Source organism: Nocardioides guangzhouensis, assembly GCF_004519545.1.
GTDB classification, from domain to species: domain Bacteria; phylum Actinomycetota; class Actinomycetes; order Propionibacteriales; family Nocardioidaceae; genus Nocardioides; species Nocardioides guangzhouensis.
Map to the genome: position 1 here is coordinate 41,441 of NZ_SDKM01000012.1, position 25,903 is coordinate 67,343.

The 25,903-nt window shown below is 72.8% G+C and carries 29 protein-coding genes and 1 pseudogene; 15 read left to right on the forward strand and 15 right to left on the reverse strand.

What is annotated here, in order from left to right:
- Positions 1–84: 84 nt before the first annotated feature.
- A complete protein-coding gene (dapB, locus tag EKO23_RS09710; protein ID WP_134716664.1) occupies positions 85–885 on the forward strand; it encodes a 4-hydroxy-tetrahydrodipicolinate reductase in 801 nt (266 codons plus the stop codon).
- 168 nt (positions 886–1,053) lie between these two features.
- Complete coding sequence (locus EKO23_RS09715) at positions 1,054–2,091, forward strand: hypothetical protein (protein ID WP_134716666.1); 1,038 nt, start codon at positions 1,054–1,056, stop codon at positions 2,089–2,091.
- 46 nt (positions 2,092–2,137) lie between these two features.
- On the opposite strand, the gene EKO23_RS09720 is transcribed toward EKO23_RS09715, so the two are convergent.
- Positions 2,138–3,832, reverse strand: a complete 1,695-nt coding sequence (locus tag EKO23_RS09720; protein WP_134716668.1) for a phospho-sugar mutase — start codon at positions 3,830–3,832, stop codon at positions 2,138–2,140.
- Positions 3,833–3,925: 93 nt separating this feature from the next.
- Complete coding sequence (locus tag EKO23_RS09725) at positions 3,926–4,738, reverse strand: crotonase/enoyl-CoA hydratase family protein (RefSeq protein ID WP_134716671.1); 813 nt, start codon at positions 4,736–4,738, stop codon at positions 3,926–3,928.
- Positions 4,739–4,855: 117 nt separating this feature from the next.
- Here EKO23_RS09725 and EKO23_RS09730 point away from each other — a divergent pair, with 117 nt between their 5' ends.
- On the forward strand, positions 4,856–5,248 hold the full coding sequence (locus tag EKO23_RS09730) for an SRPBCC family protein (protein WP_246051003.1): 393 nt from the start codon (positions 4,856–4,858) through the stop codon (positions 5,246–5,248).
- Here the strand turns inward: EKO23_RS09730 and EKO23_RS09735 are convergent.
- Complete coding sequence (locus tag EKO23_RS09735; RefSeq protein ID WP_134716673.1) at positions 5,223–6,035, reverse strand: alpha/beta hydrolase; 813 nt, start codon at positions 6,033–6,035, stop codon at positions 5,223–5,225. The two genes, EKO23_RS09730 and EKO23_RS09735, sit on opposite strands and share 26 nt — an antisense overlap.
- A gap of 244 nt (positions 6,036–6,279) precedes the next feature.
- Here EKO23_RS09735 and EKO23_RS25195 point away from each other — a divergent pair, with 244 nt between their 5' ends.
- A complete protein-coding gene (locus EKO23_RS25195; RefSeq protein ID WP_167880405.1) occupies positions 6,280–6,435 on the forward strand; it encodes a hypothetical protein in 156 nt (51 codons plus the stop codon).
- A gap of 16 nt (positions 6,436–6,451) precedes the next feature.
- On the opposite strand, the gene EKO23_RS09740 is transcribed toward EKO23_RS25195, so the two are convergent.
- Positions 6,452–6,919, reverse strand: a complete 468-nt coding sequence (locus tag EKO23_RS09740) for a VOC family protein (RefSeq protein ID WP_134716676.1) — start codon at positions 6,917–6,919, stop codon at positions 6,452–6,454.
- A gap of 143 nt (positions 6,920–7,062) precedes the next feature.
- Between EKO23_RS09740 and EKO23_RS09745 the strand changes: the two genes are divergently transcribed.
- Entirely contained in the window at positions 7,063–8,472 is a 1,410-nt protein-coding gene (locus tag EKO23_RS09745) for a serine hydrolase domain-containing protein (RefSeq protein WP_134716678.1), read from the forward strand.
- Here EKO23_RS09745 and EKO23_RS09750 read toward each other — a convergent pair.
- From EKO23_RS09750 to EKO23_RS09765, 4 genes are all read right to left on the reverse strand, one after another.
- Entirely contained in the window at positions 8,469–9,473 is a 1,005-nt protein-coding gene (locus tag EKO23_RS09750) for an aldo/keto reductase (protein ID WP_134716680.1), read from the reverse strand. The two genes, EKO23_RS09745 and EKO23_RS09750, sit on opposite strands and share 4 nt — an antisense overlap.
- A gap of 51 nt (positions 9,474–9,524) precedes the next feature.
- A complete protein-coding gene (locus EKO23_RS09755; protein WP_134716682.1) occupies positions 9,525–9,911 on the reverse strand; it encodes a MerR family transcriptional regulator in 387 nt (128 codons plus the stop codon).
- 120 nt (positions 9,912–10,031) lie between these two features.
- Positions 10,032–11,270, reverse strand: a complete 1,239-nt coding sequence (gene rocD / locus EKO23_RS09760; protein ID WP_134716684.1) for an ornithine--oxo-acid transaminase — start codon at positions 11,268–11,270, stop codon at positions 10,032–10,034.
- A gap of 39 nt (positions 11,271–11,309) precedes the next feature.
- Positions 11,310–11,618 (reverse strand): DUF1294 domain-containing protein, encoded by a 309-nt coding sequence (locus EKO23_RS09765; protein WP_217702555.1) that lies wholly within the window; start codon positions 11,616–11,618, stop codon positions 11,310–11,312.
- 171 nt (positions 11,619–11,789) lie between these two features.
- Here EKO23_RS09765 and EKO23_RS09770 point away from each other — a divergent pair, with 171 nt between their 5' ends.
- On the forward strand, positions 11,790–12,200 hold the full coding sequence (locus tag EKO23_RS09770) for a hypothetical protein (protein ID WP_134716688.1): 411 nt from the start codon (positions 11,790–11,792) through the stop codon (positions 12,198–12,200).
- Between the two features lie 6 nt (positions 12,201–12,206).
- Here EKO23_RS09770 and EKO23_RS09775 read toward each other — a convergent pair whose 3' ends face one another.
- Positions 12,207–13,520 (reverse strand): MFS transporter, encoded by a 1,314-nt coding sequence (locus EKO23_RS09775; protein WP_134716690.1) that lies wholly within the window; start codon positions 13,518–13,520, stop codon positions 12,207–12,209.
- Between the two features lie 112 nt (positions 13,521–13,632).
- On the opposite strand from EKO23_RS09775, the gene EKO23_RS09780 reads away from it, so the two are divergent.
- The gene (locus EKO23_RS09780; protein WP_246051004.1) at positions 13,633–14,604 is read left to right on the forward strand and encodes a LysR family transcriptional regulator; all 972 of its coding nucleotides are present in this window, start codon (positions 13,633–13,635) and stop codon (positions 14,602–14,604) included.
- 131 nt (positions 14,605–14,735) lie between these two features.
- Entirely contained in the window at positions 14,736–15,017 is a 282-nt protein-coding gene (locus EKO23_RS09785) for a 2TM domain-containing protein (protein WP_134716694.1), read from the forward strand.
- Between the two features lie 39 nt (positions 15,018–15,056).
- On the opposite strand, the gene EKO23_RS09790 is transcribed toward EKO23_RS09785, so the two are convergent.
- The 4 genes from EKO23_RS09790 to EKO23_RS09805 all read right to left on the reverse strand — a co-directional run bounded on the left by EKO23_RS09790 (position 15,057) and on the right by EKO23_RS09805 (position 17,815).
- The gene (locus EKO23_RS09790) at positions 15,057–15,272 is read right to left on the reverse strand and encodes an amphi-Trp domain-containing protein (RefSeq protein WP_134716696.1); all 216 of its coding nucleotides are present in this window, start codon (positions 15,270–15,272) and stop codon (positions 15,057–15,059) included.
- A 63-nt stretch (positions 15,273–15,335) separates the two neighbouring features.
- Entirely contained in the window at positions 15,336–15,965 is a 630-nt protein-coding gene (locus EKO23_RS09795; RefSeq protein WP_217702556.1) for a carboxymuconolactone decarboxylase family protein, read from the reverse strand.
- An 88-nt stretch (positions 15,966–16,053) separates the two neighbouring features.
- On the reverse strand, positions 16,054–17,364 hold the full coding sequence (locus tag EKO23_RS09800) for a phosphotransferase family protein (RefSeq protein WP_134716698.1): 1,311 nt from the start codon (positions 17,362–17,364) through the stop codon (positions 16,054–16,056).
- 43 nt (positions 17,365–17,407) lie between these two features.
- On the reverse strand, positions 17,408–17,815 hold the full coding sequence (locus EKO23_RS09805) for a YccF domain-containing protein (RefSeq protein WP_134716700.1): 408 nt from the start codon (positions 17,813–17,815) through the stop codon (positions 17,408–17,410).
- A gap of 129 nt (positions 17,816–17,944) precedes the next feature.
- Between EKO23_RS09805 and EKO23_RS09810 the strand changes: the two genes are divergently transcribed.
- Both EKO23_RS09810 and EKO23_RS09815 read left to right on the forward strand, forming a co-directional pair.
- Complete coding sequence (locus EKO23_RS09810; RefSeq protein WP_134716702.1) at positions 17,945–18,781, forward strand: trypsin-like serine protease; 837 nt, start codon at positions 17,945–17,947, stop codon at positions 18,779–18,781.
- Between the two features lie 71 nt (positions 18,782–18,852).
- Complete coding sequence (locus EKO23_RS09815) at positions 18,853–20,121, forward strand: hypothetical protein (protein ID WP_134716704.1); 1,269 nt, start codon at positions 18,853–18,855, stop codon at positions 20,119–20,121.
- 61 nt (positions 20,122–20,182) lie between these two features.
- Here EKO23_RS09815 and EKO23_RS09820 read toward each other — a convergent pair whose 3' ends face one another.
- Positions 20,183–20,773 (reverse strand): carboxymuconolactone decarboxylase family protein, encoded by a 591-nt coding sequence (locus EKO23_RS09820; RefSeq protein WP_134716706.1) that lies wholly within the window; start codon positions 20,771–20,773, stop codon positions 20,183–20,185.
- Between the two features lie 146 nt (positions 20,774–20,919).
- Between EKO23_RS09820 and EKO23_RS09825 the strand changes: the two genes are divergently transcribed.
- The 4 genes from EKO23_RS09825 to EKO23_RS09840 all read left to right on the forward strand — a co-directional run bounded on the left by EKO23_RS09825 (position 20,920) and on the right by EKO23_RS09840 (position 24,639).
- The gene (locus EKO23_RS09825; protein ID WP_134716708.1) at positions 20,920–21,492 is read left to right on the forward strand and encodes a DinB family protein; all 573 of its coding nucleotides are present in this window, start codon (positions 20,920–20,922) and stop codon (positions 21,490–21,492) included.
- Positions 21,489–22,298 carry an isocitrate lyase/PEP mutase family protein gene (locus tag EKO23_RS09830; protein ID WP_134716710.1) on the forward strand — a complete coding sequence of 270 codons (810 nt, stop codon included), beginning with the start codon at positions 21,489–21,491 and terminating at the stop codon, positions 22,296–22,298. Before EKO23_RS09825 ends, EKO23_RS09830 begins: the two co-directional genes overlap by 4 nt.
- 135 nt (positions 22,299–22,433) lie before the next feature.
- A complete protein-coding gene (locus EKO23_RS09835) occupies positions 22,434–23,426 on the forward strand; it encodes an HNH endonuclease (RefSeq protein WP_217702557.1) in 993 nt (330 codons plus the stop codon).
- Between the two features lie 256 nt (positions 23,427–23,682).
- A complete protein-coding gene (locus tag EKO23_RS09840; protein ID WP_134716714.1) occupies positions 23,683–24,639 on the forward strand; it encodes an NAD(P)-dependent alcohol dehydrogenase in 957 nt (318 codons plus the stop codon).
- 8 nt (positions 24,640–24,647) lie between these two features.
- Here the strand turns inward: EKO23_RS09840 and EKO23_RS09845 are convergent, their stop codons facing one another.
- Positions 24,648–25,058 (reverse strand): nuclear transport factor 2 family protein, encoded by a 411-nt coding sequence (locus EKO23_RS09845; RefSeq protein WP_134716716.1) that lies wholly within the window; start codon positions 25,056–25,058, stop codon positions 24,648–24,650.
- 174 nt (positions 25,059–25,232) lie between these two features.
- Between EKO23_RS09845 and EKO23_RS26115 the strand changes: the two are divergent.
- A pseudogene (locus EKO23_RS26115) lies at positions 25,233–25,712 on the forward strand (helix-turn-helix domain-containing protein); the annotation flags it as partial.
- Positions 25,713–25,903 lie beyond the last annotated feature (191 nt).

A 25,903-nucleotide genomic window follows, 5' to 3' on the forward strand; every position in this document is an offset into this window, starting at 1 on the left:
GCCGGCCGTGGCGGGGCACCCAGCCAGGCGCGACTCAGACATGCGCGAGGCGCAGCTCGACGTGAGGATGCGTAGCCTGAGCGGATGACGACCGTCTGCTTCGCCGGCATCACCGGCTGGACCGCGCCTCCCATCGCCGCGGCGATCGCCGCGTCCGACGACCTCGAGCTGGTCGCGGGGGTGTCCAGGTCGGCCGCCGGCCGCGACCTGCGCGACGTCACCGGGCTGGACGTCGACGGCTGGGTCCACGGGAGCGTGGTCGAGGCGGTCGCGTCCGGAGGGGTGGACGTGCTGGTGGACTACACCAGCGCGGAGGCGGTCGGCGCGAACGCTCGTGCCGCCGTCGACGCGGGCGTCCACGTGGTCATCGGGTCGAGCGGGCTGACCGCCGACGACTACGCCCGGCTCGACGCCGCCGCGCGCGACCGGAACGTCGGTGTCGTCGCGGCCGGCAACTTCTCGGTGATGGCGGCCCTTCTCCAGCGGGCGGCGGTGCTGGCCGCGCAGCACCTCGAGCACTGGGAGATCCTCGACTACGGCAGCGACACCAAGCCCGACGTGCCGAGCGGCACAGCCCGGCAGCTGGCGGAGGCGCTCGGCGAGGTCCGCACCCCGCGGCCCGCGGTCCCGGTCGAGGACCTGAGCGGCCCGGTCGAGGCACGGGGCGCCGAGGTCGGCGGGACCCGGGTCCACTCGGTGCGGCTGCCCGGGTACGTCGTGAGCACCGAGGTCGTCTTCGCCGCTGCGGGCGAGCACCTGGTCCTGCGGCACGACCCGGGCCCCACCCCCACGCCGTACGTCGACGGGACGCTGCTCGCGATCCGCCGGGTGCCCGGCATCGTCGGCGTGGTCCGGGGGCTCGACCGCCTGCTGTTCGGCGACTGACTGTGCGGCCGGACCGACCCTGCGGACGACTCCTCAGCCGGCAACCGGGGCACGCCGCAAAGTTGAAGAGTGCAAATTTCCAACTTTGCCTCCGCCGGCTCCCTGTTCATGACATCGTCGTCGGCCGCGGCCCATGGACGGGCCGGTAACTGAACAAGGAGTTCTCGGATGCGGGTCATCAAGCCAGCCGCTCTCGCTGTCCTTTCCCTGGGCGTCGCCATCGCGGCATCGCTCTCCATGTCATCCAGCGCTACGGCCGCGGACGGGTGGCACGTTTCCTCGGTGTACGGCTACCGCACCGTGTGGCCCGGTTCCGCCGGTGCCCTGGTGGCGCGGGTGACTGTCGCCGTTCCGGACGGAGTCATGTCGGTAGACTTCGAGACCGACCAGGCACATGGCAGCGCAACCGTCTTCGACGGTCGAGTCGTCCTCGAGCTGAACCAGCTGGTCGATGAGCACGGCAACCCCCTCGACACGCCCCTGCGCCTTGTCCCTCCCACGGGTGAGGCGTGGGCCACGACTATCGGTGTTCCCGCTCCGGCAACAACCACGACGCTGACCATCACCAGCGGCAAGCAGCCCACCAGCAGGGCGGCCGGATCGAAGGTCCGCATGACCGGCACGCTCACCGCCGATGGAGAGCCGCTGGCCGGACACTGGGTCGCCATCGCTGACGTCCGGGTCGACCCGAACTGTGAGGACGGGGCATGCGGTGAGCACTATGTCTCGCGCGCGCAGGGCCAGGTCGACTCCGCAGGGAACTGGCAGGCGAGCGTTCCATTGGGCTGGACGAGCAACTTGGCCGCGTCGTACTGCCGGTTCGCATCTAGCTGCTGGGACAACCCGAACGCACCTGCGTTCGACCTCGGCCCGAAGATCAAGACCTTTTGGGCGCCCGCCATCTCTGGCCCGACCAAGGGACGAGCAGGACGCCGGGCGACGTTCGAGGTGAGGACGCCTGCGGCCTACTCCGGCCTCCCGGTCAAGCTGCAGGCGCTGCGTGGCACGGGGTGGCGGACGGTGGCGGTCAAGAGGGTCACGACGAGCACCACCGTCAGGTTGGTGACCCGCCTCACGACGGGCCGGCACCGTCTCCGCGCGGTCGTCCCATCGACCCGGAGGTCCTGGTTCGGCACTCAACCCTGGGAGCTCCTCGCCGTGACGGCGGGGACGTCGAGGGTCACGGTCGTCCGGGTCACGCGCTGACTGACAGGCGGCAGCCCGCCATGCTCTCCTCGCGGCGCGGATCCGGTCAGATGCCGGCGGCGGCCTTGATGTCGTTGCGGAGGGCGTCGAGGCGGCCGGAGGCGGCGATCCGGGCGGCGTCCACGGCGTCCCGCTGGGCGTCGGGGTCGACGGTGCCGTCGGGGCCGGGCGCCGGGTGCTCGACGGGTACGACGACCTCGAGGTAGCACTTCACCTTCGGCTCGGTGCCGCTCGGTCGGACGATCACGCGCGCGCCGTCCGCGAGCCGGTAACGCAGCCCGTCGGTCGGCGGCAGGTCCGCCGAGCCCAGGCTCAGGTCGTCGACGCCGAGCACCGCGAGGCCGCCGAGCGAGGACGGCGGGGTCTCGCGCAGCCGGGCCATCGCCGCGGGGATCTCGGACAGGTCGCTGACCCGCGCCGAGAGCTGGTCGGTCGCGTGCAGGCCGTGGCGGACCGCGATGTCGTCGAGCAGGTCGGTCAGGGTGCGGCCCTCGGCCTTGGCCCGCGCGGCGACGTCGCAGAGCAGCAGCAGCGCGGAGACGCCGTCCTTGTCCTTCACGTGGGCCGGGTCGACGCAGTAGCCGAGCGCCTCCTCGTAGCCGAACGCCAGCCCGTCGACGCGGCCGATCCACTTGAAGCCGGTGAGCGTCTCGGCGTACTCCTGGCCGGCTGCCGCGGCCAGCGTGCCGAGGAGGGAGGACGACACGATCGAGGCGGCGTACACGCCCTGCTTGCCGGTGCGCAGCAGGTGGTCGCCGAGCAACGCCCCCACCTCGTCGCCGCGCAGCATCCGCCACCCGTGCGGGCCCTGCACCGCGGCCGCGCACCGGTCGGCGTCGGGGTCGTTGGCCACGACGATGTCGGCGCCGACCTGGTCGGCCAGCTTCATCGCCAGGTCCATCGCGCCGGGCTCCTCCGGGTTCGGGAAGACCACCGTCGGGAAGTCGGGGTCGGGCTGCTGCTGCTCGGGTACGACGTGCGGGGCGGCGAAGCCGGCCCGCTCCAGCACCTCGAGCACGGCGTCGTTGCCGACCCCGTGCAGCGGTGTGTAGACGAGGTCGAGGTCTCGTGGGCCGTCCGGCGCGACGGTCAGCACGGCGCGCACGTAGGCGTCCACGATCGAGTCGTCGACGACCTCGCCGGAGTCACCACGGGGTACGTCGGCCAGCGCTCCGACCGCGTCGATCCGGGCCGCGATCTCGGCGTCGGCCGGGGGCACGATCTGGCTGCCGTCGCCGAGGTAGACCTTGTAGCCGTTGTCCTGCGGCGGGTTGTGGCTCGCGGTCACCATCACACCGGCCACGCAGCCGAGCTCGCGGATCGCGAACGCCAGCACCGGTGTCGGCAGCAGCCGCGGCATCACCAGCGCACGCAGCCCGGCGCCGGTCATGACCTCGGCGGTGTCACGGGCGAACACGTCGGAGTTGTAGCGGGCGTCGTACCCGATCACCACGGCGGCGCCGTACGCCGCACCGTTGTCGCGGAGGTACGCCGCGAGGCCGGCCGCGGCGCGGGTCACCACCACCCGGTTCATCCGGTTCGGGCCGGCACCCAGCGCCCCGCGCAGGCCGGCGGTGCCGAACTCGAGGGTGCCGGCGAACCGGTCGGCGAGGTCCGCGGCCGCATTCGCGTCGCCGGCCTCGGTCGCGGCGATCACCGCCTCGAGCTCGGCGCGGGTCTGGTCGTCGGGATCCTCGGCGGCCCAGGCCCGGGCCCGCTCGATGAGGGTGGTGTCGGTCATGGACGGCACGTTAGTGCGCCCGCGCCGAGTCGGCACAAGATGTGCCGGGAGACCCTGGCTCGTGGGTGGTGAGCCGGCACTCGATGTGCCGGGTCAGCGGCGGCCGCGTGGTCCGAACGTCGCGTCCCGCTTGGCGAAGGCCGCCTTCTGCGCGGCCTTGGTGTTGGCGGCGAACAGCAGGTACGCCTGCTCGAGCCGCTCCCGGGCGAACGTGGCCCGCGGCCCGGAGGTCCAGCTCCGGTTGAAGAGCCGCTTCGCGGCAGCGACCGAATCGGGGGAGCGGGTGGCGATCTCGCGGGCGAACTCCTCGGCCGCGGCGACCGGGTCGGCGGCCAGCTCGGTGACCAGCCCGAGGTCCGCGGCCTCCTTGCCGGAGATCCGGGTGCCGGTCATCGTGAGTCGCTTGGCGGTGTCGATGCCGACCAGCTCCTTGAGCGACTGGATGCCGCTCATGTCCGGGATCAGGCCCCAGCGTGCCTCGAGCACCGACCACTCGGAGTCGGGGGTGGCGAACCGGAAGTCCGCGGCCAGCGCGATCTGGACGCCGCCGCCGAAGCAGTGGCCGTGGACGGCGGCGATCACCGGGACCGGCAGCCGGCGCCATGCCCAGCAGGCCTCCTGGAACGTGTTCGTGCCGCGCCACGGCCGCGGCACGAACGCCTTCACGATGTTCGCCGGCTGCTCGAGGACGGTGCCGAAGTCGAGCCCGGCGCAGAACGAGGAGCCCTCGCCGGAGAGCACCACCGCGCGCAGGGTGCGGTCGCCGCGGAGGATGCGGGCGGTCGCCACGAGCTCGTCGAGGGTCTGCAGGGTGAGGCCGTTGAGCTTGTCGGGGCGGTTCAGCCGGACGTGGGCGATGCCGTCGGAGACGGTGCAGGTGACGAGCTGGGACTGCGGGGCTGCCATGGCGTCAGCGTAGGTGCGCCGCGCCATGATGGCCATGTGATCCCCGCCCCACGAGAGCCTCGACCTGTCACGCACGCACCGGCAATCCGCGGGTACTCCTTCCGCGAGGAGTGGACGGTGGCCGCCGAGCCGCGCCGGGTGCGGGACGTGCTGGTTGACCTCGAGCGGTACCCGCGCTGGTGGCGCGAGGTGCGGGCGGTCGCCAGGCTCTCGGACGACGACGCGCTGGTGGTGTGCCGGTCGGCGCTTCCCTACGACCTCGAGCTGCACCTGCACGCGGTGCACCGTCACGACGACCTGCTGGAGACGGGGATCGACGGCGACCTGGTCGGGCACGCGCGCTACCGCATCTCTCCGCACGGCGCCGGGACCCGGCTGCACTTCGAGCAGGACGTGGACGTCAGCGGACGGCTGCTCGGGCTGGCCTCCCGGCTGGCCCGGCCGGTGCTGGTGTGGAACCACGACCGGATGATGCGCTCCTGCCTCAGCGGGCTGCGCTCTGCTGTCTGACCCAGGCCAGCAGGTCCTTGCCAGGGCCGGTGATCGTCGCGTCGACCAGGGAGCCGTCGGTGACGATCGTGTAGCCGTGGCCGGCGCCGGGCACGTCGACGAACTCCACGTCGGTCCCGCGGGCCGCGGCCCTCGCCCGCCGCCAGTGCTCGGGTCCGTCCGCCCTCGCGAACACCAGCCGTGCGGGCACGGTGATCGCGGGCACCGCCCGCTCGACGGACGGCACGCCCTCCCAGTCGGTCGGCCCGGAGATGTCGACCAGCGCGTCCGCCCCGGCCTGCTCGCCCGCACCGGCGACGAGGGCACCGCCCATCGAGGCGCCGACGAGGACGACGGTCGTCGCGCCCTGCTGCCGGGCGTGGTCGACGGCCAGCGCCATCTGTGCTGCCGGGTCATCGGCGAGCACGTCGCTGCACTGCGACCGGCCGAAGCCGCACACGTCCACCAGCACCGCGCGGATGCCCTGCCTGCCGGCCCACTCGGCGTACGGCACCCACCCGCACAGGCCGGTGATGCCGGTCTGGTGCACGAACACGGCCGCGGTGTCGCCCTCGCCGAAGGAGGCGGTCGACAGCCAGCTGCCGTCGCCGCCCGGGAGGAACGCGACCTCGCCGGTGCCGCCCTGGCCGGTGCACCGGCCGGGGAGCGAGTACGCCGCGGGGCTCGGCACCGCGGTCGGGCTGGGCGCCGGATCGTCCGCCTCTCTGTCGTCGTCCGCGGCGCCGCCGCACGCGGTCGCGAGCAGGAGCATGACCAGCGCGGCGGTCCACCGCCCGAGGATCGTCATGGGCGCACGATTCACCGGTCGGCCGGTGAATCCTGTGAACTATCGAGAATCGCGATCATTCGTGGGGCGGGTGGGGACGCGCTGACTCCGACCTCCGGGGGACCACCGGGGTGGCACCAGTGGTCTCCCTGATGCGCTCGGGGGCGGGTCGGCGCAGGATCGGTGGTGTCGGGACCGATGAGTTCTCGAGGCCCGGCAGTCGACACAGACATCAACAGACAGCCGAGGAAGGGAGGTGGACACCATGGCCGCGACGATCGCCGTCGAGCAGGAGGCGGGCGTCACCGCGGGCCGCGTGCACGCGCACAACGGCTACTGGGCCGGTGACTTCCCCACCCCGGAGAGCCTGCCGCCGGCCGCCTGGCAGACCCCGATCCCGGCGTTCGACGCGGCGTCCTGAGCCCGGGTCCGGCCCCTCAGGCCACGCAGAACTCGTTGCCCTCCGGGTCGCGCATCGTGACGAAGTAGAACTGCTCGTCCAGCTTCTCCTCGAAGTCCTCCGGCCACCGCCGCCACACGGTCGCCCCCAGCGCCTCGAGCTCCGCCACCCGCGCGTCCACGATCCGGGTGCGCTCGGCGAGCGGCAGGTCGCGGTCGCGGTTGGTGGGGTAGAGGTCGAGGTGCAGCCGGTTCTTGCCGCTCTTCGTGTCGGGCACCGCCTGGAACCAGATCTTCGGCCCCTCGCCGGCCGGGTCGAAGATCCGGTCGGTCCCGTCACCGACCTGGTCGAGCTCGTCGTCGGCGACGCCGAGCGAACGGTAGTAGTCGTTCATCGTCGCGAACCCCTCCGGCGGCGGCTGGATCTCGTAGCCGAGCGCCGCCGCCCAGAAGTGCGCCAGCCGGGTCGGGTTCGTGCAGTCGATGGTCAGCTGCCAGGTCACCATGGCCGCACGCTAGACGGTGGCCCGCAGCAATTCCCCGGGCGTCCGGGGAAATGCTGCCCGGGCACGGAATGCTTTCCCCGCCCGGGCATCAATTTCCCTGACCGGTCACCCCACGCGGAGACACAACAGGGCACCATCGCCCCATGGCGCACCTGGATCCCGGGCACTGGCAGGACCGTCTCGACACGCTGGCACGGGAGCACGCCGTGCCGGGGGCTGCGTTCGGCGTGCTCCGGCTGGGCCGCGGCGACGTCCCGGACGACCGCCTCGAGCTCGCCACCGGCGTGCTCCACCTCGGCACCGGCGTCACCGCCACCCCCGACTCGCTCTTCCAGGTCGGGTCGGTCACCAAGGTGTGGACCACGACCCTGCTGATGACCCTGGTCGACGAGGGGCGGGTCGACCTCGACGTGCCGGTCCGGGAGGTGCTGCCGGAGTTCCGCGTCGCCGACGCCACCGCGAGCGCCGGCATCACCCCGCGCCACCTGCTCGCGCACACCTCCGGCTTCGACGGCGACACGTTCGTCGACACCGGACGCGGCGACGACTGCCTCCAGCGGTACGTCGACGGGCTGGTCGTCAACCGCCAGCTCTTCCCGCCCGGCGCCGCCTGGTCCTACAACAACGCCGGCTTCGCGGTCGCCGGCCGGATCGCCGAGCACCTGCTCGGCACCACCTGGGACGCCGCGCTGCGCGAGCGGGTGGTGGAACCGCTGGGCCTGGCCGCGACGGTCACGCTGCCCGAGGAGGTGCTCCGGTTCCGGGCCGCGCTCGGGCACGTCGAGGACGACGACGGCCGCTGGCAGCCCGCACCGGTCTGGGCTCTGCCCCGCTCCTGCGGGCCGGCCGGGATGATCATCTCGTCGGTAAGCGACCAGCTCGCGTTCGCGGCCGCCCACCTCCGCGGCGGGATCCTCGGCGACGGCAGCCGGGCCGCGATGACCGCACTCCAGGTGCAGCGGGTCGACCACGCCGGTGCCGAGGACGCGAACGCCTGGGGCCTCGGCTGGGCGCTCGGCGTCTGGGGCGGTACGCCGGTGCACGGCCACAACGGCAACACGATCGGCCAGTCGGCGTACCTCCGGCTGTTCCCGGACATCGGCCTCGCGACCGTCCTGCTCACCAACGGCGGCGCGCCGGATCTGCTGCACCAGGACCTGCTCACCGAGCTGTTGGCCGACGTCGGCGTCGGCGCCCCGGACACGCTCGAGCCGGGCACCGGCCCGGCCCCGGTCGCCGATCAGATGATCGGGACGTGGGAGCAGGCCAGCGCCCGGCTCGAGGTACGCCGGGAGGGCGTCGGGCTGGTGCTGCGGCACACCGACACCAGCCCGTTCGCCGAGATCGGCCCCGACGCGGTGTGGGAGCGCCCGCTCGCGCCGTACGCCGACTCCGTGGCGCTGGTGCAGCGGCCGCGGTCGACGTCCTGGTCGGCACTGACCCACGAGACGACGCCCGCGGGCCTGGAGCTGCTGCACCTGGGCTGGCGTGCCCACACCCGGGTGGTCGCCCCGATCGGCCAGGGCTCGAGTGGTCGGGACGCGCCTCCCTAGCGGTCGATCGACCCCATGTCGGCGTACCGGTCGCCGGCGACCGCGTCGCGCGGCACTGCCTGCTCCAACGCGGCCAGGTCCTCGTCGGTGACCTTCACGTCGAGCGCGCCGACGTTCTCCTCGAGGTAGCGGACGCGCTTGGTGCCGGGGATCGGCGCCACGTCGTCGCCCTGCGCGACCACCCAGGCGAGCGCGAGCTGACCGGGGGTGCAGCCCTTCTGGGTCGCGACCTCACGGATCTTCTCGACCAGGGCCAGGTTGGTGTCGAAGGCGTCGCCGGTGAACCGCGGGAAGCGGCCGTTGCGTCGGGAGTCGTCCGCGCCGTCCGCGCCGGCGTCCCGGGTGATGGTGCCGGTGAGCATGCCGCGGCCGAGGGGCGAGTAGGGCACCAGCCCGATCCCGAGCTCGCGGATGGTCCCGAGGATCTCGTCCTCGAGGTCGCGGGTGAACAGGGAGTACTCCGACTGCAGCGCGGTGATCGGGTGGACGGCGTGCGCCCGGCGGATCGTCCCGGCGCCGGCCTCGCTGAGCCCGAGGTGGCGCACCTTGCCGGCCTCGACGAGCTCCTTCATGGCGCCGACGGTCTCCTCGATCGGGACGGTCTTGTCGACGCGGTGCTGGTAGTAGAGGTCGAGGTGGTCGACCCCGAGCCGCTGGAGGCTGGCGTCGGCGGCCTTGCGGACGTAGTCCGGCGAGCCGTTGATGCCGACCCAGCTGCCGTCGGGGTTGCGCTCGTTGCCGAACTTGGTGGCCAGCTGCACCTCGTCACGGCGGCCCTTGATCGCCTTGCCGACCAGCTGCTCGTTGGTGAACGGGCCGTACATGTCGGCGGTGTCGAGGAAGGTCACGCCCAGGTCGAGCGCGCGGTGGATGGTGTCGATGCCCTGCTGCTCGTCGGAGGTGCCGTAGAACTCCGACATCCCCATGCAGCCGAGGCCGAGGGTCGACACGGTGAGCGGGGAGGTCGTCCCCAGGGTCCTGGTTCCGATGCGTGTGGTCATGGCAACCACGCAACCAGTTGGAGTGCGCTCCAGGTCAAGGGGGGTACGCCGTCAGGCGCTGACCGCGATGCCCTGGCTCTCGAGCTTGTCGACGTAGATCCCGATCTTCCGGTCGATCGCGCCGAGGTGCTCCTGGACCTCTGCGAGCTGGGCGAGCACCTGCTGGCGGTGGGAGCGCAGCAGGTCGAGCCGCTCCTGCTCGTTCCCGTCGCCGTGCCGCACCAGCTCGGCGTACCGGCGTACGTCGCGGATCGGCATGCCGGTCGCGCGCAGCCGGGTGATCAGCTCGATCCAGGTCAGGTCGCGCTCGGTGTAGCGCCGGTGACCGGTCGCCGTACGGTCCACGGCGGCGAGCATCAGCCCGTCCCGTTCGTAGTAGCGCAGGGTGTCCTTGGTGAGGCCGCTGCGCTCCGCGGCCTGGGCGATGGTCAGGGCCATCCGACCAGTCTCCGACCTGGAGTGCGCTCCAAGTCAAGGGCCAGCGCGCAACGTCGTGCGCTGTGGCCGTCCGGGCGACTGTGAAGTGACGTCCCGCGCAAGGACACGGCCACCGGGGCCTCAGCCGGCGCAGACCTCGCCGAGCGCCCGGACCAGGAGGTCGATGTCGTCTTCGGAGGCGACCAGCGGCGGCGCCAGGCGGACGGTCTGCCCGTGTGCCTCCTTGGCGAGGACGCCGTGGTCGAGCAGGTCCTCGCAGACCCGGCGCCCGGTGGACAGCTCGGGGCTGATGTCGACGCCGGCCCACAGCCCGCGCGTCCGGACCGCGTCGACGCCGTTGCCGACCAGCTCGCCGAGGCCGGCGGCGAGCCGGTCACCGAGGGTGCGGGCGCACTCCTGGTACTCGCCGGTCTCGAGCATCGCGACCACCTCGCGGCCGATGGCGGCGGCCAGCGGGTTCCCGCCGAACGTCGAACCGTGCGAGCCCGGCGTGATCACCTCGAGCACGTCGCCGTCGGCCGCGATCGCCGACACCGGGTAGATCCCGCCGCCGAGCGCCTTGCCGAGCACGTAGACGTCGGGCACGACCTCCTCGTGGCTGCAGGCGAAGGTCCGCCCGGTGCGCGCGAGCCCGGACTGGATCTCGTCGGCCACCATCAGGACGCCGGCCGAGTTGCACAGCGTGCGCACCTGCTGGAGGTAGCCCTCCGGCGGGATGATCACGCCGCCCTCCCCCTGGATCGGCTCCAGCAGGACCGCGACCGTCGTCTCGTCGACGGCGGCCTCCAGCGCGGCCGCGTCGCCGTACGGCACGAGCCGGAACCCCGGCGTGTACGGCGCGTAGTGGGCGGTCGCGACCGCGTCCGTCGAGAACGACACGATGGTGGTGGTGCGGCCGTGGAAGTTGCCCTCCATCGCCACGATCGTGGCCCGGTTCTCCGGGACGCCCTTGACGAGGTACCCCCACTTGCGGGCCACCTTGATCGCGGTCTCGACGGCCTCGGCGCCGGAGTTCATCGGCAGCACCATCTCCTTGCCGGTCAGCTGGGCGAGGTCCCGCGCGAACGGCCCGAGCTGGTCGTTGTAGAACGCCCGCGAGGTCAGCGTCAGCCGGCCCAGCTGCTCCTGCGCGCGGGCCACCAGGCGCGGGTGCCCGTGCCCGAAGTTCAGCGCGCTGTACCCGGCCAGGCAGTCGAGGTAGCGCCGCCCCTCGACGTCGGTCACCCAGGCGCCCTCGCCGGAGGACAGCACCACCCGCAACGGGTGGTAGTTGTGCGCGGCGTACGCCTCGTTCAGCTCGATGTGCGCCTCGGTGTCGCTGACCGGGAGGCTGCTGGCCTCGGGAGAGGTGCGCGTCATGTCCGGCATCGTCTCATCGTTGCCGGCGGGGCGCCGGGCTCAACCGCCCCAGACCTCGAGCACCAGGTAGGCGAGCGCCACCAGGTTCGCGACGACGGTCAGCCAGAACGCCGTCCGGAACGGCTGCTTGCGGGTCTTGTGCCGGAACAGCTGCCGCGCGACCAGCCCACCGGGCCAGCCGCCCAGCAGGTCGATCCCGTGCAGGTTGGCTTCGGGCGTCCGCCACGAGCCCTTCCCGGCCGCGACCTTGTCCGCGCGGTACATCACGAACGCCGCCGCGCTCAGCACGCCGTACCAGACGAGCACCGGCCACGGCGCCGGGCCGAGCTCGACCAGACCGACGAGCACGGCGAGGAACAGGGTCGCGACCGCTAGCGACGCCCCTACACCGCGCGTCGACCTGCGGTCGGTCCGATCACCTTGCTGGCGCATGCGGGCGCTCCCTCCTACCCGGCTGCCTGCTGCCGGTGTTCGCGGATTCTCCTGCCACGAGGGCCATTCGTCCGTAGCCTTCCGGGCGTGTCCGTCGAGAGCCGCTCGGGAGTGCCCGACCTGATCTGTCCGCTGTGCAAGGGACAGGTCGTCGCGTCGTCCGGCTGCCTCTCGTGCCACCTGCCGATGCGCGACGTGGTCCGCCACCAGCGCACCGCCCGCACCTCCCGTGGCCAGGCACTGGCTCGTGGCCTGCGGGTCCGGGTGACCGGCATCGTGCTGTACGCCGCCGTGGTTGCCTGGTGTGCCCACCAGCTGCCGACGTCGCTCCCGTTCGTCGTCCCCGGCGCCGTCCTCGGCGGGGGAGTCCTGCACGTGTGGAAGGGCCGACCCTGGCTCGGCCTGTTGGTCTTCGCGATCGTCGTGGTCGTGGTGCCGGCTCTGTTCTGGCCGTCCATGACGACGGGTCTGTACGGCGACCTCACGGGCGGGCGCTGAGCCCGTTCACGGCGCAGGCGCCGGCTCGGTGCAGGCTGCGTCAGGCCGGGCATCGAACAGGCGCACGCCCCGGCTCGCGAACGCGGCCACGCCGATCAGCGCGGCGCCGGCGGTCATCAGCAGCAGGGTGCGGTGCAGGCCGAGGCTGTCGATGAGGAGACCGGCGCCGAGGACGCCGATCGGTGCGGCGACCGGGATGCTCGCGGTGCTCAGCCCGACGACGCGGGGCAGCAGGTGCGCGGGGGAGCGTTCCTGGCGGATGGTGGCCTGGAGCGGGACCAGCGAGCCGGCGGCGGCGCCGAGGGCCAGCAGCATCGCGAGCGTGACCGGCAGCAGCGGGAGCAGGGCGATCACGGCGAACGTGGTCGGCAGCACCACGAAGACGCCGACGTACAGCCGGCGCCGGGGGACCCGTGCGCCGAGGGTCCCGAACAAGGCCGCGCCGAGCAGCCCACCTACGCCGTAGCTTGCGATCATCAGACCGAGCACCACCGGGTCGCCGAACGCCTCCCGGGCCAGCACCGGCAGCAGCAGCGGCGCCAGCGGCCCGACCAGCAGCACCGCGACGGTCGGGAACAGGAACAAGGCACGCAGGGCCGGGTCGCGCCGGATGAACGCGGCGGTCTCCCGCAGCCCGGCCGGCACCGCGGGCGCGGCGGCCTCGCGGGGCGCCGGCCGCTCGTGGAGGCGCGCGAGCACCAGCGCGGCGAACCCGAAGGCGGCCACGGTGACCAGCAGCGCGCCGCCGACCCCGACCGTCGCGATCAGGACGCCGGCCAGTGGAGCACCGAGCAGGTAGCCCGCGTGCTCGGCCGACGTGAACATCGCGTTGGCACGTTCCCGCGGGAACCGACCCGCGTCCGCGGCCGCCGGGACCAGGCTGTGCCGGGCGGCGGCGCCGGCCGCGTCCGCGACCGTGCCGAGGACGACCAGCAGGACCAGGTGCCGGACCTCGAGTGCGTCGAACGCGAGCAGGACCGGGACCGGCACGACCGCCAGCGCGCTGATCAGGTCCGACACCGCGCCGGCGCGGACCGCGCCGAGCAGGTCGACCACCCGACCGGCGGCCAGGCCCCCGACCGTGGCGCCGGCGGCCCCGGCGAACGTCACCGCACCGGCCAGGGCCGCGCTGCCGCTCGTGGTCAGCACCAGCCACGGGATCGCCACCGTCATCACGACGTTCCCGCTCAGCGACACGGCGTTCGCCAGCACCAGTGCGGCCAGCGCCCGCGGCGCACGCACCCGGTACGGCGTCCGCGCGCTGCCGCCTGTCGGCGGGGCGACCGCGGGGGTGTCGGGTGGGGTGGCGACGTGCGTCATGGCACAGCACGATCCGGCCCGACGCCGGGCCGGGTCCAACACCTGTTCGGGCCGGATTCACAACCGGAACGCGTGACGACTCGGCGCCGGCCGGAGGACCCTGCTGAGTAGGGTGACCCGCGTGCGGGCCGAGCTCGATCTTCGCCTCCTGCGTGCCTTCGTCGCCGTCGCCGAGGAGCTGCACTTCACCCGCGCGGCCAACCGCCTCTACGTCGCGCAGCAGGCGTTGAGCCGCGACATCCGCCGGCTCGAGACGCAGGTGGGCGCGCGGCTGTTCGTGCGCAGCACCCGTCAGGTGACGCTGACCCCCGACGGCGAGCGGCTCCTCGTGCACGCCCGGTCCCTGCTCGAGCTCAACGACGCGGCGCTGCAGGACCTGAGCGGGGAGGCCCGGCCGCTGCTGGTCGACGTGATCGGCGAGGGGCTGACGGCGGCGCGGATCGTCGACGAGGCGCGCATGGCAGCGCCCCAGCTCGAGCTCACCGTGCGGTACGGCGGCGGCATGGGGGCCGCGCTCACGCAGCTGCTCGCGGGTCGGGTGGAGGTCGCCTTCGGCCGGACCGAGGGGTTGGGCGCGCCGTTCCCGGCGGAGCTGACCCGGAGGCTGGTGCGGTGGGAGCCGCTGGCGCTGCTGATGAGCGACGACCACCCCCTGGCCGACCTCGCCGAGGTGCCGATGGCGGAGCTGGACGGCGTCGAGATCGACGCGAGCTCGGGCAACGACGTGGCTCCGGAGTGGGTGGACCTCGCGGCCTCGCTGCTCGCCGACCACGGCGCGCGCCCCTCGCCTCCGCACCCGCACGTCGTCGGCACCGCGGAGACGGCGCGGCACCTCCGGTCGCACGGCCTCCCGATCCTCACCATGAGCGAGTGCCCGGAGGTGCCGGGTGCCGTTGTCCGTCCGCTGGTGGACCCGGTGCCGGTGTACCCGTGGGCCGTCGTCCACCACCGCGACGCGAACCACCCGGGCCTGGCAGCGCTGGACGCCGTCATGGTCGACCTGGCGGCGGAGGAACGCTGGACGGCGCTGCCCGAGGACGCCTGGGTGCCGGCGGCCGACGCACAGTGGGTACGGCGGCCCTGATCGGGACCACCGCGGGCGTTCCGGGGGACCTCCGGCCGTGTCGGTGCGGGCCGCCGGGGGCGAGCCTGAAGGTGGGACGGCGGGTGTCCGTTCGGCTGCTGGCACCTGAGCCGTCTGCTGGGAGGACAGCGATGAGCATCGAGACACCGCAGCGTGAGGAGCTGCGCGAGCGAGCCGTGCGGCGGCTCAAGAAGAAGCGGGACTTCCACATCCACCTGACGATCTACGTGATGGTGAACGCCTTCCTGCTCGCCATCTGGGCGATGACGGGAGCGGGCTTCTTCTGGCCGATCTTCCCGATCGTCGGGTGGGGCATCGGCGTGGTCGCCAACGCGTGGGACGCGTACGGCGACGACGTCCCGACCGAGGGTCAGATCAGCAAGGAGATGGACCGGCTGAGCCGGCGCCGGTGACCCGGGGCACGTCTCTCACGTGAGACGCACCCTCGTCGGTCACCAGGTCAGCTCGACCTCGAGCTCGTTCTCGTCGCCGACCTCGACCTCGATCTTCAGATCGACCTCGTCGGGGACCCGGACGGTGATCCGCCGGCCGTCACGCTCGAACTCGACCGTGTTGTTGCGCGCCAGCGCGTCGGCGAGCGCGTGCAGCCGTGCGGCGGCCTCTTCGCGGCTCATCCGCCTGGTCTCGTCGATCTCGAACAGGTCCATGTCGTCTCCCTCGTCTCGGATCTCGGCTCCTGCCAGGAACGGTACCGACGGGCCGCGGTGTCGTCAGGCCGGTGCGGCTGCGTCCGGGCTCGCCCGCGGCTCCAGGCCGCAGGCCGCGGCGAACTCCTGCGACCGGATGCCGAGCGCGATGTTGCTGCGGGCGCTCATGTTCATGAAGCCCACCCGGGCGGTCAGCTCCAGCAGCGCCGGAGCCCCCAGGTCCGCCAGCAGCGCGGCCGACATCTCGTCGGTGACGCCGACCGGCAGCCGGCACATCGCCACGGCGTACTCCGTGACCCGCCGCTCCAGCGGCGTGAAGGCCTCGGACGTCCGCCACCGCGGCACCTCGCGGGCCTTCGCCTCGTCGAGCCCCTTGTCGTGCGCCAGGAAGTAGCCGAGGTCGAGGCAGGCGCTGCAACCGATCTCGGCGGCCGCAGCCATGCCGGCCAGCGAGCCGAGACCGGGGTCGAGCTCCGACCACTTCTCGGCCTTGCGGCCGATGCCCATCATGTCCTTGAAGACCCGCGGGTTGTTCCACATCACCCCGGCCGACTCGGGCACGCCGCCGACCATCTTCTTCATCACCATCTTCAGCAGCCCGCCGTAGACGCCGGTGATCGGCGTGGTGGGGACACGTGCGCTGTCCGTCATGTCTGCTCCCGTCGTCGTGGTCGTGCCCTCGGTCGTGGTCATGCCATGGAGACACCGCCCGGCCCGCCTGTGTGACAGCGCCCCTGTGACAGCGCCGCCGGACAGCGCCGCCGGACAGCGCCGAGGTGCCTCAGCGAGGGGCGTCGAGGCCGAGCCGGTACCGGGTGACGCTGCGGTCGACCCAGTCGACGTCGGCGCCGGTCAGCCCGGCGTCCGCGCCGTCCCGGGGAAGCGCCGGGAGGAGGGAGCGGTAGGTCTGCACCTGGTAGAGCGCGCCCACCACGAGGCCGAGGGCAGCCGCCTCGCGCAGCGTCTCCTCGGGCGCCACGCCGGACCAGGCGTCGACGTAGGCGTCGACCAGCTGCCGGCGTACCGCCACGTCCTCGGTCCGGAACACGTACGTCGCCAGGTCGACGCAGGGGTGCGAGACGGCGGCGTCGGTCCAGTCGAAGACCCGCGTGCCGTCCGGGCCGGACGTGACGTTCCACGGGTGGAGGTCGCCGTGGACCAGGGTCGGGCCGGGTCCGAGGAGGTCGAGACGCCGGCACGCGGTGACCAGGTCCGACGCGGTCGCCAACCAGGCCGTGCGCAGCTCGGGCGCCATCCGCGCGAGCAGCCCGACGTCCCGGGTCATCCGCCCGACGTCCGCGGCCAGGTCGGCCAGCGAGCGCACCGACAACCCGAGCCCGACCAGCTCGTCGGTGCGGTCGAGCCACGTCCGCTGGATGCTCGCGTGCGCGGCGATCCCGGCGGGCCACAGCGCATGGTCCTGCTCGCCGAGCTCGGGTGCGCCGAGGTCGTGCATCAGCAGCCAGCCGCGGTCCGCGTCGACGGCGACCACGTCGGGAGCTAGTCCCGGCATCCGCTCGGCGAGGGCCAGGGTCACGACCGCTTCGTGCCGGAACCGGTCGTTGCTGCACTTGAGGTAGAGGTCGCCCTCCGCCGACGACGCCCGCAGCACCACCGAGACGTCCCACAGGTGGTGCTGGTGCGGCGGCGCCAGCGCCGGGTGCCCGTACGCCGCCATCCGGTCCACCATCCACGCCGACGCCTCCGCGAACCACCCGGGGCGCGAGTACGCCGGCCGCGACGGCGCCCAGCCCTCGTCGCGCTCACGGGCCCACGAGGTCACGGCGGCGCGGGACGTCTCCGGCTCCAGCCGGGCGATCGCGTCCCCGTCGAGGTCCAGCCAGGTCCAGCCGGACGGCGGGTCGGTGGCGACGGCCTCGAGCTCCAGCAGCAGCTCGTCCTGGGCCTGGCGGGGGGACGTCACAACCTGCCTCAGCACGGTCGCGGACGGGGCGACGACATGGCCGGCGGCGGCCAGGATCTCGGGCAGGGTCGGCTCCTCGTCGTCCAGCCGGACCGTCGGCAGGCGCGGCGGCGAGCTGTGCTCGACCAGCACCGCCGTACGGCGCGGGTGCGGGGCAAGCAGGCTCACCCGGCAGCCATCGGCCGGGTCGCGTGCCGCGTCCGGTCGAGCGTCAGGTGGGGAGTCCATAGGGGTCCCGGTCCACCGCGGAGATCGGCACGATCTCGCGCCCGAGCGGCGTCAGCGAGAGCGGGATCATCTTCCAGCAGGCCACCCCGAACGGGATGCCGATGATCGTGACCATCAGCAGCAGCCCGGTGACCAGGTGGCCGAGGGCCAGCCACCACCCGAAGAAGATGACCCAGACGACGTTCCCGATCGCCGACCAGATGCCGGCGCTCCGGCGCCAGGTCGTGGTCCGTCCGAACGGCCAGATGACGTACGCGGCCAGCCGGAACGAGGCGATGCCGAAGGGGATGGTCACGATGAGCACGAACGCGAGCAACCCCGCGACCGCATAGCCGATGGCCAGCCAGAGCCCGGCGAGCACGAACCACAGGATGTTGCCGATCGTCCGCATGGGCTCACCCCAGCAGATCGCGAGCCGCACGCACAGGGCCCTACGGCCCGGTCGGCGAAGACTGGGGTGGTGCCGGGCGTGACGCGGAGTGACCATGCTCGGTGGAGACACCTACGGAGGGAGAGGTCCATGAGGCGGATTCGGGTCGGTCGTCTGGCCACGGTGTGTGGCGGGTTGCTGCTGCTGGCCGGCGTCCTGAGCGCCACGCAGCCGGCAACAGCGATCACCGGGGGAGGGCAGCGCGACGAGGTGCACACCAACGTCGGCGTCATCCGGTTCACCACCCAGGACGGACGGTTCCGCTGCTCCGGCACGCTGATCGCGCCGACGGTGGTGCTCACCGCGGGCCATTGCACCGGGGACACCGGCGCCAGCCCGGCGACCAACGTCTACGTCTCCTTCAACACCGACCTGCCCCTCGACCCGCTGGCCCCCGGCATCCCGCCGGCGGAGAGCGCGGCCCGGGCCGCCAGCTACATCACCGGCACGGCGCACCCGGACCCTGCATGGGACGGCGCGCTGAGCATCTCCAAGCAGCACGACCAGGGCGTCGTGGTGCTGGACGCGCCCGCCACGACCAAGTGGCCGGGGATCACGCCGGCGCCGCTGCTGCCGGTCGGCACCCTCGACGCCAACCAGGGCGCGCTCAAGAACGAGACGTTCACGCTGGTCGGCTACGGCGTCGACATCGGGGAGAAGAAGCAGCAGATCGTGGTCACCGAGCGTCGGTTCACCACGTCGTACCTCAAGAACGTGCAGTCCGAGGTGGTCACGTTCCAGATCAACGACCGCGACTCCAAGGCGGGCGGCGGGTCCTGCTTCGGTGACTCCGGCGGCCCGGTGTTCCTCGGCCGGTACGTCGCCGGGGACTCGTCGTTCGTGAACTCGCTGACCTGCAATGCGACGTCCGGCTACCAGCGCGTCGACACGGCCTACTCCCGGGCCTTCCTGGAGCAGTTCCTCTGAGCCGCGCCCGATGAGCGGACGCGGACGGAACCGGCGCGCCGGCACGCGGCGTACCGGCTAGGGTCGCGGGCGTGGGCACCAGCGACTCCACGACCGGCTCCGTCGGCTTCGCCGCGGCCATCGGCGGGGTCGCCGGCGCGTCCCTGGCCGCCCACCGGGGCGTCGGTACGGCGGCTCGCGCGGCCCTCGGCGGCGCCATCGCCCTGGGTGCCTCGGAGGCGGTGGCCCGCGCCGTCCAGCGGGAGGGCGAGATCCCGCCGCTGTGGCAGCGGATCGCGGTGAGCACCGCGCTGGCCGCGCCGCTCGGGTGGACCGCCGGGAAGGCCGGCGCGAGCCAACGGGCGATCGGCGTCGGCACGGGCGCGCTCGTCGGGGCGATGGGGGTGCGGCCGCAGAAGGTGGCGATGGGACCGCTCGTGGGGCTGGCCGTCGGGCAGGCGCTCGCGGGCAGGGACGCCCCGGGGGCGACGGTGGCGAGCAGCACCGTCCTGGCCTACCGCGCCCTGTCCGCGCTGGTCTTCCGGGATGCCCAGGTCAGCCTGCTCGCGGACCGGGTCAGCGCCGCGGACCTGCCGTTCGTGGTGCCCCGCCCGGCCCGGACGAGGTACGTCGGCACCGGCTACGTCCGCGACCTGGCTGCCGAGCTGGGCGCCGTGCACACCCCCGACGCGCAGGACACCGGGATCGTGGCCTCGCTCGACCCGCTGGCCGGGCCGGACCTCGACCCGGCGTCGGTCCACCCGCTGGTGCGGGAGTTCTACGAGCACACCACCCGTTTCGCCCTCGACATCGAGCCGGAGTGGCGGATGTGGGTGCGGCCGGGCTACCTCCTCTACCGCACCCTGGTCGCGCGGCCACTGGGGCAGGCCAGCCTGCCGATGAACCAGCGCGAGGCGCAGCGCGGCATCCGCAGCCGCATCGACACCATCACCGGCGTCGACGGCACGGTGTCGGTGCGGGGCTGGATCCGGTCGTTCGCGGACGACGACGAGCCGATCATGACCGGGATCTACACCACCTACGCCCACGACGGCCGCGGCTACGTGAGCGTCGGGTTCCCGGTCCCGGAGGGCAGCTTCACCGCGACCCTCCTGCCGCAGGGCCGACCGGACGGCGGGCTGAGGCTGACCAGTCGCGCCGACGACGACCAGTCCGGGCACTACCTCACCTACATCGACACCCACGCGGACGAGCTGACCGCGCTGGCCGTGCACGGCTTCGAGGAGCAGCTCGACGTGTACGTCGACGACGGCACGCTGCGTGCCGAGCACGCGTTCTGGGTGTTCGGTTTCCCGTTCCTGACCCTGGACTACCGGATCTCGCGCAAGCCCACCGGCTGATCCCGGCGGCCCGACGCCCAGCGAAGGCTGAGGCTTCGATGAGCGACGAACGGGTCCTCGCTCATGACGCCGACGCCACTCCGGGTCGCTCGGCCAGGGGCTTCAGGCCGCACGCGGCGGCGAAGCCGTCGGACTCGATGCCGAGCGCCACGTTGCCGCGCGTGCTCATGTTGGCGAACGCGATGACCGAGGTGAGCTCGACCACGGCGGCAGGTCCGAGCTCTTCGCGCAACCGGGCCACCAGGTCGTCAGTCACGGTCGGCGGGGTCTGGCTCATCGCCTCGGCATAGTCCAGGACGTCCCGCTCCAGCGGCGTGAAGACGTCGGCATCCCGCCACCGCGGGATCTCGCGCGCCTTCTCCACGTCGAGTCCCTTGTTGCGGGCCTCGAAGTAGTTGAAGTCCAGGCACCACGTGCACCCGACCAGTGACGCGACCGCCATGTGGGCGAACGACTTCAGGCCCTCGTCGCAGGCGTCCCACTTCTGCAGCTTGCCGCCGAGGCCGAAGCTGGCGAACAGCACCTTGGGGTTGTGCCAGTACACGCCCACCGCCGTCGGCACCTTGCCCAGCTTCCTCTCGATCATCCGCTTGATCAGCGCCCCCTTGACGCCGGTGATCTCGGCCGGGGGGATGCGGGTCGTGTGTTCCATGGTTCCTCCTGTGTCGGTGGCGGTGCGGACGGGTTGGAAGGTCGTCGCTGCCATGAAGACACCGGCCGGGCCGAGGATGTGACATGGACCGGGGCGGACGGCTGGTAGGCAGGCTCGCCGCGGACGAGCCCGCCTACCATGAGGTCATGGGCGTCTGGGGAGCGTTGTTGCTCGACCAGCTGGACTTCTACCTGAACGCGCACCTGTTCCCGCGGCTCGAGGGCCTGACCGACGAGGAGTACTTCTGGGAGCCCGTCCCGGACTGCTGGTCCCTCGTCGAGGGGCCGGACGGATGGGAGATGCAGGGCTCCTGGCCGGAGCCCGAACCCGACCCGCCGCCAGTCACCACCATCGGCTGGCGGCTGGCCCACATCGGCGCCGCGAACATCGGTGCCCGCACCAACGCGTTGTTCGGGGCCTCCGAGCCGGACCGGCCGATGTACGACCCGCGCTTCGTGTCGCCGATCCCCGGGTCGGCCCGCGACGCGATCGCGCTGCTGCACGAGGTCTGGGGTCGGTGGCGCGACGGGGTCGCCGGAATCGACGACCTGCACCTGCTCGCGCCGCTCGGCCCGGCGGGAGGGCCCTACGCCGACGACCCGCTGGCCGGCCTGGTCCTGCACGTCTCCCGCGAGACCATGCACCACGGCGGTGAGATCGGCGTCCTGCGCGACCTCTACGCGCGCCGTACCCCGGACCGACCAGGAGGCTCGACGTGAACCAGAACAACGACCGGACCGCCACCTTCCACCGCCTCCACGCGTCGGGGTGCTTCGTGATGCCGAACCCCTGGGACGTGGGGAGCGCGCGGGCGCTGGAGCGGCTCGGGTTCCCGGCCCTGGCCACCACCAGCGCCGGCTTGGCCTGGACGCTCGGGCGCCCGGACACGCAGGTCACCCTCGACGAGGCCCTCGCCCACCTGCGGGAGGTCGCCGGGGCCGTCTCGGTGCCGGTGAACGCCGACTTCGAGGGCGGGTACGCGGTGGCGCCAGCAGACGTCGCGGCCAACGTCGCGCGTGCCGTGGAGACCGGCGTCGCCGGGCTGTCGGTCGAGGACGCGTCCGGCGACGACGCCGACCCGCTGTACGCGTTCGCGCTGTCCGTCGAGCGGATCGCCGCCGCCCGGGAGGCGATCGACGCGAGCGGCACCGGCGTGCTCCTCACCGGCCGCTCCGAGGGCTTCGTGCGGGGCCGTCCCGACCTCGACGAGACCATCCGTCGGCTCCGCGCCTACGCCGACGCCGGCGCCGACTGCCTCTACGCGCCCCGGATCGACACGCCCGCGCAGGTCACCGCGATCGTCGAGGCGGTGGCACCGAAGCCGGTCAACCTGCTGGTCAACGCGCCGTTCACGACGGTCGCCGAGTCGGCCGCGCTCGGGGTACGCCGGATCAGCGTCGGTGGCACCCTCGCCCGCACCGCCTGGGGCGGCTTCCTGTCCGCGGCCCGCGAGATCGCCGACGCCGGCACGTTCACGGGGTTCCAGGACCTGCCGAACGTCGACGCGCTGCTCGGCGAATCCTGACCTCGTACGACGCGAGCATCGGCGATACTGCCGGTGATGTCCGAGAGCCGACTGGAACCCCTTCTCCTGGGGCAGCGGGTTGTCGCGATCCTGGAGACGGGACTCCGGACCGCGACGTACAAGTTGGGCTCCTTGATGGCGCTGATCGACTACGCCATCGAGCACGTTCCGGACGATCCCGACGCGTCCGTCGAGGTTCCGATCCCCGACCTGGCCCAGCGGGTCCTGGAGCTCTACTGGCGTCAGGTGAGGCCGTTCGCCGGCAAGGAGCTTCGGCAGTCCACGCAGGCCCGGGCGCGGATCCCGCGGGCGGCGATGGAACTTCGTGCCGCGGCCGGCATCGGGACTGGAGGAGCGTCCCTCGCCGTGGCTGCCACGCGTGCGCCGACCGTGTACGAGAAGGCGCTGGACGAGGTCACGCTCTGCCTGGCCCAACAACCCCTGCAGCGCTTGCAGCGACTGCCGGGAGCAACGGTCAGTGACTGTTTCCTGTTTGAGGACTCCTTCCTGCACGACCACGTCTCGCGCAGCACCCTCCGGGCTCATGGTGACTCGATCGTGCTCGGCCCTGGCGTAGCCACTGGACTCGCACGTCTCGCCGGGCTGCTGAAGCCAGCGCTGGAGATCATGTGGGTCGAGGATGTCCGCCGCATGAACCGCTTCCTGGACGAGGACGTTCCCGACGTGGCGGGCCACCTGTTCGGCCGGGAACGGATCTCGTTGGCCTCGGTGCGCGAGCCTTTCAAGGATGCCTTTGGTGCCCGATGCTTCTACTGCGACCTGCCCTTGGCGGTGGACAACCCCGTCGACCACGTCCTGCCGTGGTCCCTGCTGGGCATCGACGGCCTCGCCAATCTCGTGCTGGCCTGTCGACGGTGCAACGGCGACAAACGACATTCCTTGCCCGCTACGTCGATCGTCGACCGTGTGCTCGAGCGGGACCGTGACGTCCTCGAGGCCATCGCAGCCGAGATCGAGTGGCCCACCCAGTTCGACCGCGTCGTGGCGGCGGCCCGAGGCATCTACCGCAGCCAGCCCGACGGGAGCGTCACCTGGGCTGGTGTCCGAAGCAGCCAGCGGCTCGACCTTGCCTTTCCGCATTGGTGGCTGGACATCGACCCGCGGTGACCTGCAATAGGTTGCATCCCGGAACGGAGGGTTGCTCACGAGCCGGGCAGGTGCAGGCCGACGAACGGGCCAGTGCCGCCGTCGAGCAGGTAGCCGGTCGTGCTGACGAACCCGTGAGCAGCGGCGTGGGACAGGCCGTCGACGGTCGACGCCTGTGCCAGCGGGCAGGGTGGGACGGCTCCGGGCGTGCCCCCTGTCAGGTACGGGGTTGCTACCTTGCGGCCATGACCCACCCGGCTGCCCCACGACGGCGCCGATGAGGGCCGTCGTCCGCGACCGGTACGGCGCGCCGGACGTGCTGCGGGTCGAGGAGGTCCCGGTTCCGGTGCCGGGCGCCGGGCAGGTGCGGGTGCGGGTCGCGGCGACGTCGGTCAACCTCAGCGACTGGGAGGGACTGACCGGCCGGCCGGGGTACGCGCGCATCGGCGGACTGCGGACGCCGGCGCACCGGACGCTCGGCTCGGACATTGCCGGCGTGGTCGATGCGGTGGGCGAGGGGGTGACCCGGTTCCGCCCCGGCGACGAGGTGTACGGCGACAACCTGGCGCTGATGGGCGGGTTCGCGGAGCTCGCGATCGCGCCCGAGTCCGCGCTGGCGCCCAAGCCGGCCGGGCTGACCTTCGCCGAGGCGTCGACGATCCCGCAGTCCGGTGCGATCGCACTGCGCGGCACCGAGCCCGTGACGCCGGGCAGCCGACTGCTGGTCAACGGCGCCGGGGGAGGGTCGGGGTCCTTCGCCATCCAGCTCGCCCGGCGACACGGCGCCCACGTGACCGCGGTGGACAACGCCGCCAAGCTGGACTTCATGCGGTCGGTCGGCGCCCACGAGGTGATCGACTACCGGGCCGAGGACTTCACGCGCACGCACGCGCCGTACGACTTGATCCTGGACCTGGTCGCGCACCGCTCGGTCTTCGCCTACCGGCGGGCACTGGCCCGCGGCGGCCGGTACCGCTGCGTGGGCGGGTCGGTGCGTTCCCTGCTGCGGGTGCTCACCGCCGGCTCGGTGGTGGGAGCGCTCACCGGGCGCTCGATCGGCGTGCTCGTCGTGAGGCAGGGCCCGGACCACTTCGCGCCGCTCGCCGAGCTGGTCCTCTCCGGGGACGTCCGGATCCATATCGACCGGGTCTTCCCGCTCGGGGAGACGCCGGCGGCCCTCGCCCGGGTCGGCGAGGGCCGTGCGCTCGGCAAGGTCGTGGTCCAGCCGACCTAGCCCACCCCTCAGTGGTGCGCGTCGGGGTCGAAGCCCTCCGGGGCCTGGTCGAGGAAGCCCGTGACGGAGGCGATGCGACCGGCGGCGTCGAGCTCGAGCACGTCGGTCCCCGTGGCGAACGTCGCGCCACCGGCCACCAGCTCCCACTGGAGCCGGGCCCGGTCGTGGTGGGTGTCCGGCTCGGTCCGGGCCCGGAACACGTAGTCGGGCGTGCGCTGGGCGAACTCGTTCCGGAAACCGATCAGCTCGTCGACCCCGCGCATGACGCCGAGCGGAACGTGGGAGCTGACGCCGTCGGCGAACGTCTCGGGGGCGAGACGCTGCTGGGCGTCGGCAGCCCCCGTGTTCCAGAACTCGACGTATCGCTCGACGGCGTCCCTGGCGGTCGTCGCCGGGCTGGTGGTGGTGGCTTCGGTCATGGCGGATCTCCTTGTGTGGTTGGGATCTGCCGCCCGTGGTCGGTGCGGCGACGACCACTGTGACGTCGGCCCCGATGACGCGCAATGACCTCGGAGGTCATTGCCCGGCGACGCGTCGGCGCCATCGTTGCGCCCATGACTGCGATCGCGGCGACCCCGGAGGAGACGGTCGGGATGCTGGTGAAGCGCTGGCGCGAGCGACGCCGCCGCTCCCAGCTGGACGTGTCCCTGGCTGCCGACGTGTCGGCGCGGCACCTGAGCTACATCGAGACCGGCCGCGCGCGGCCGAGCCGGGAGATGATCGAGCGGATCTCCGACGAGCTCGACGTGCCGCTGCGCGAGCGCAACCGCTGGTACCTCGCCGCCGGCTTCGCACCGGCCCACCCCGAGCGCGCGTTCACCGACCTCGGCGCGGCCCACGACGCGGTCCACGCGGTGCTCCGGGGGATGGAGCCCAACCCGGCGGTCGCGGTCAACGGGTGCTGGGACCTGCTGGCTGCCAACGACGCGATGCTGGCCTTCCTGGACGGCCTGCCGGACGAGCTCGGCCGCATGCCCGTCAACATCCTCCGCGCCACCCTGCACCCGGACGGACTCGCCCCCCAGGTGCGCAACCTCGACCAGTGGCGGGCCCACGTGCTGCGGCGGGTACGCCGACAGCTCGAGCGCACCGCCGCGGACGGGCTCGGCGAGCTGCTGGCCGAGCTCGAGGGGTACGGCGCCCCCGACCCGGTGGCCCCGCCACCGCCCCCGGCCGACCAGGACCTCGTCGTGCCGCTGCAGCTGACTGGCCCTGCTCTACGCGGCCACCGTCTTCGGCTCTCCCCGCGACGTCACCCTGGACG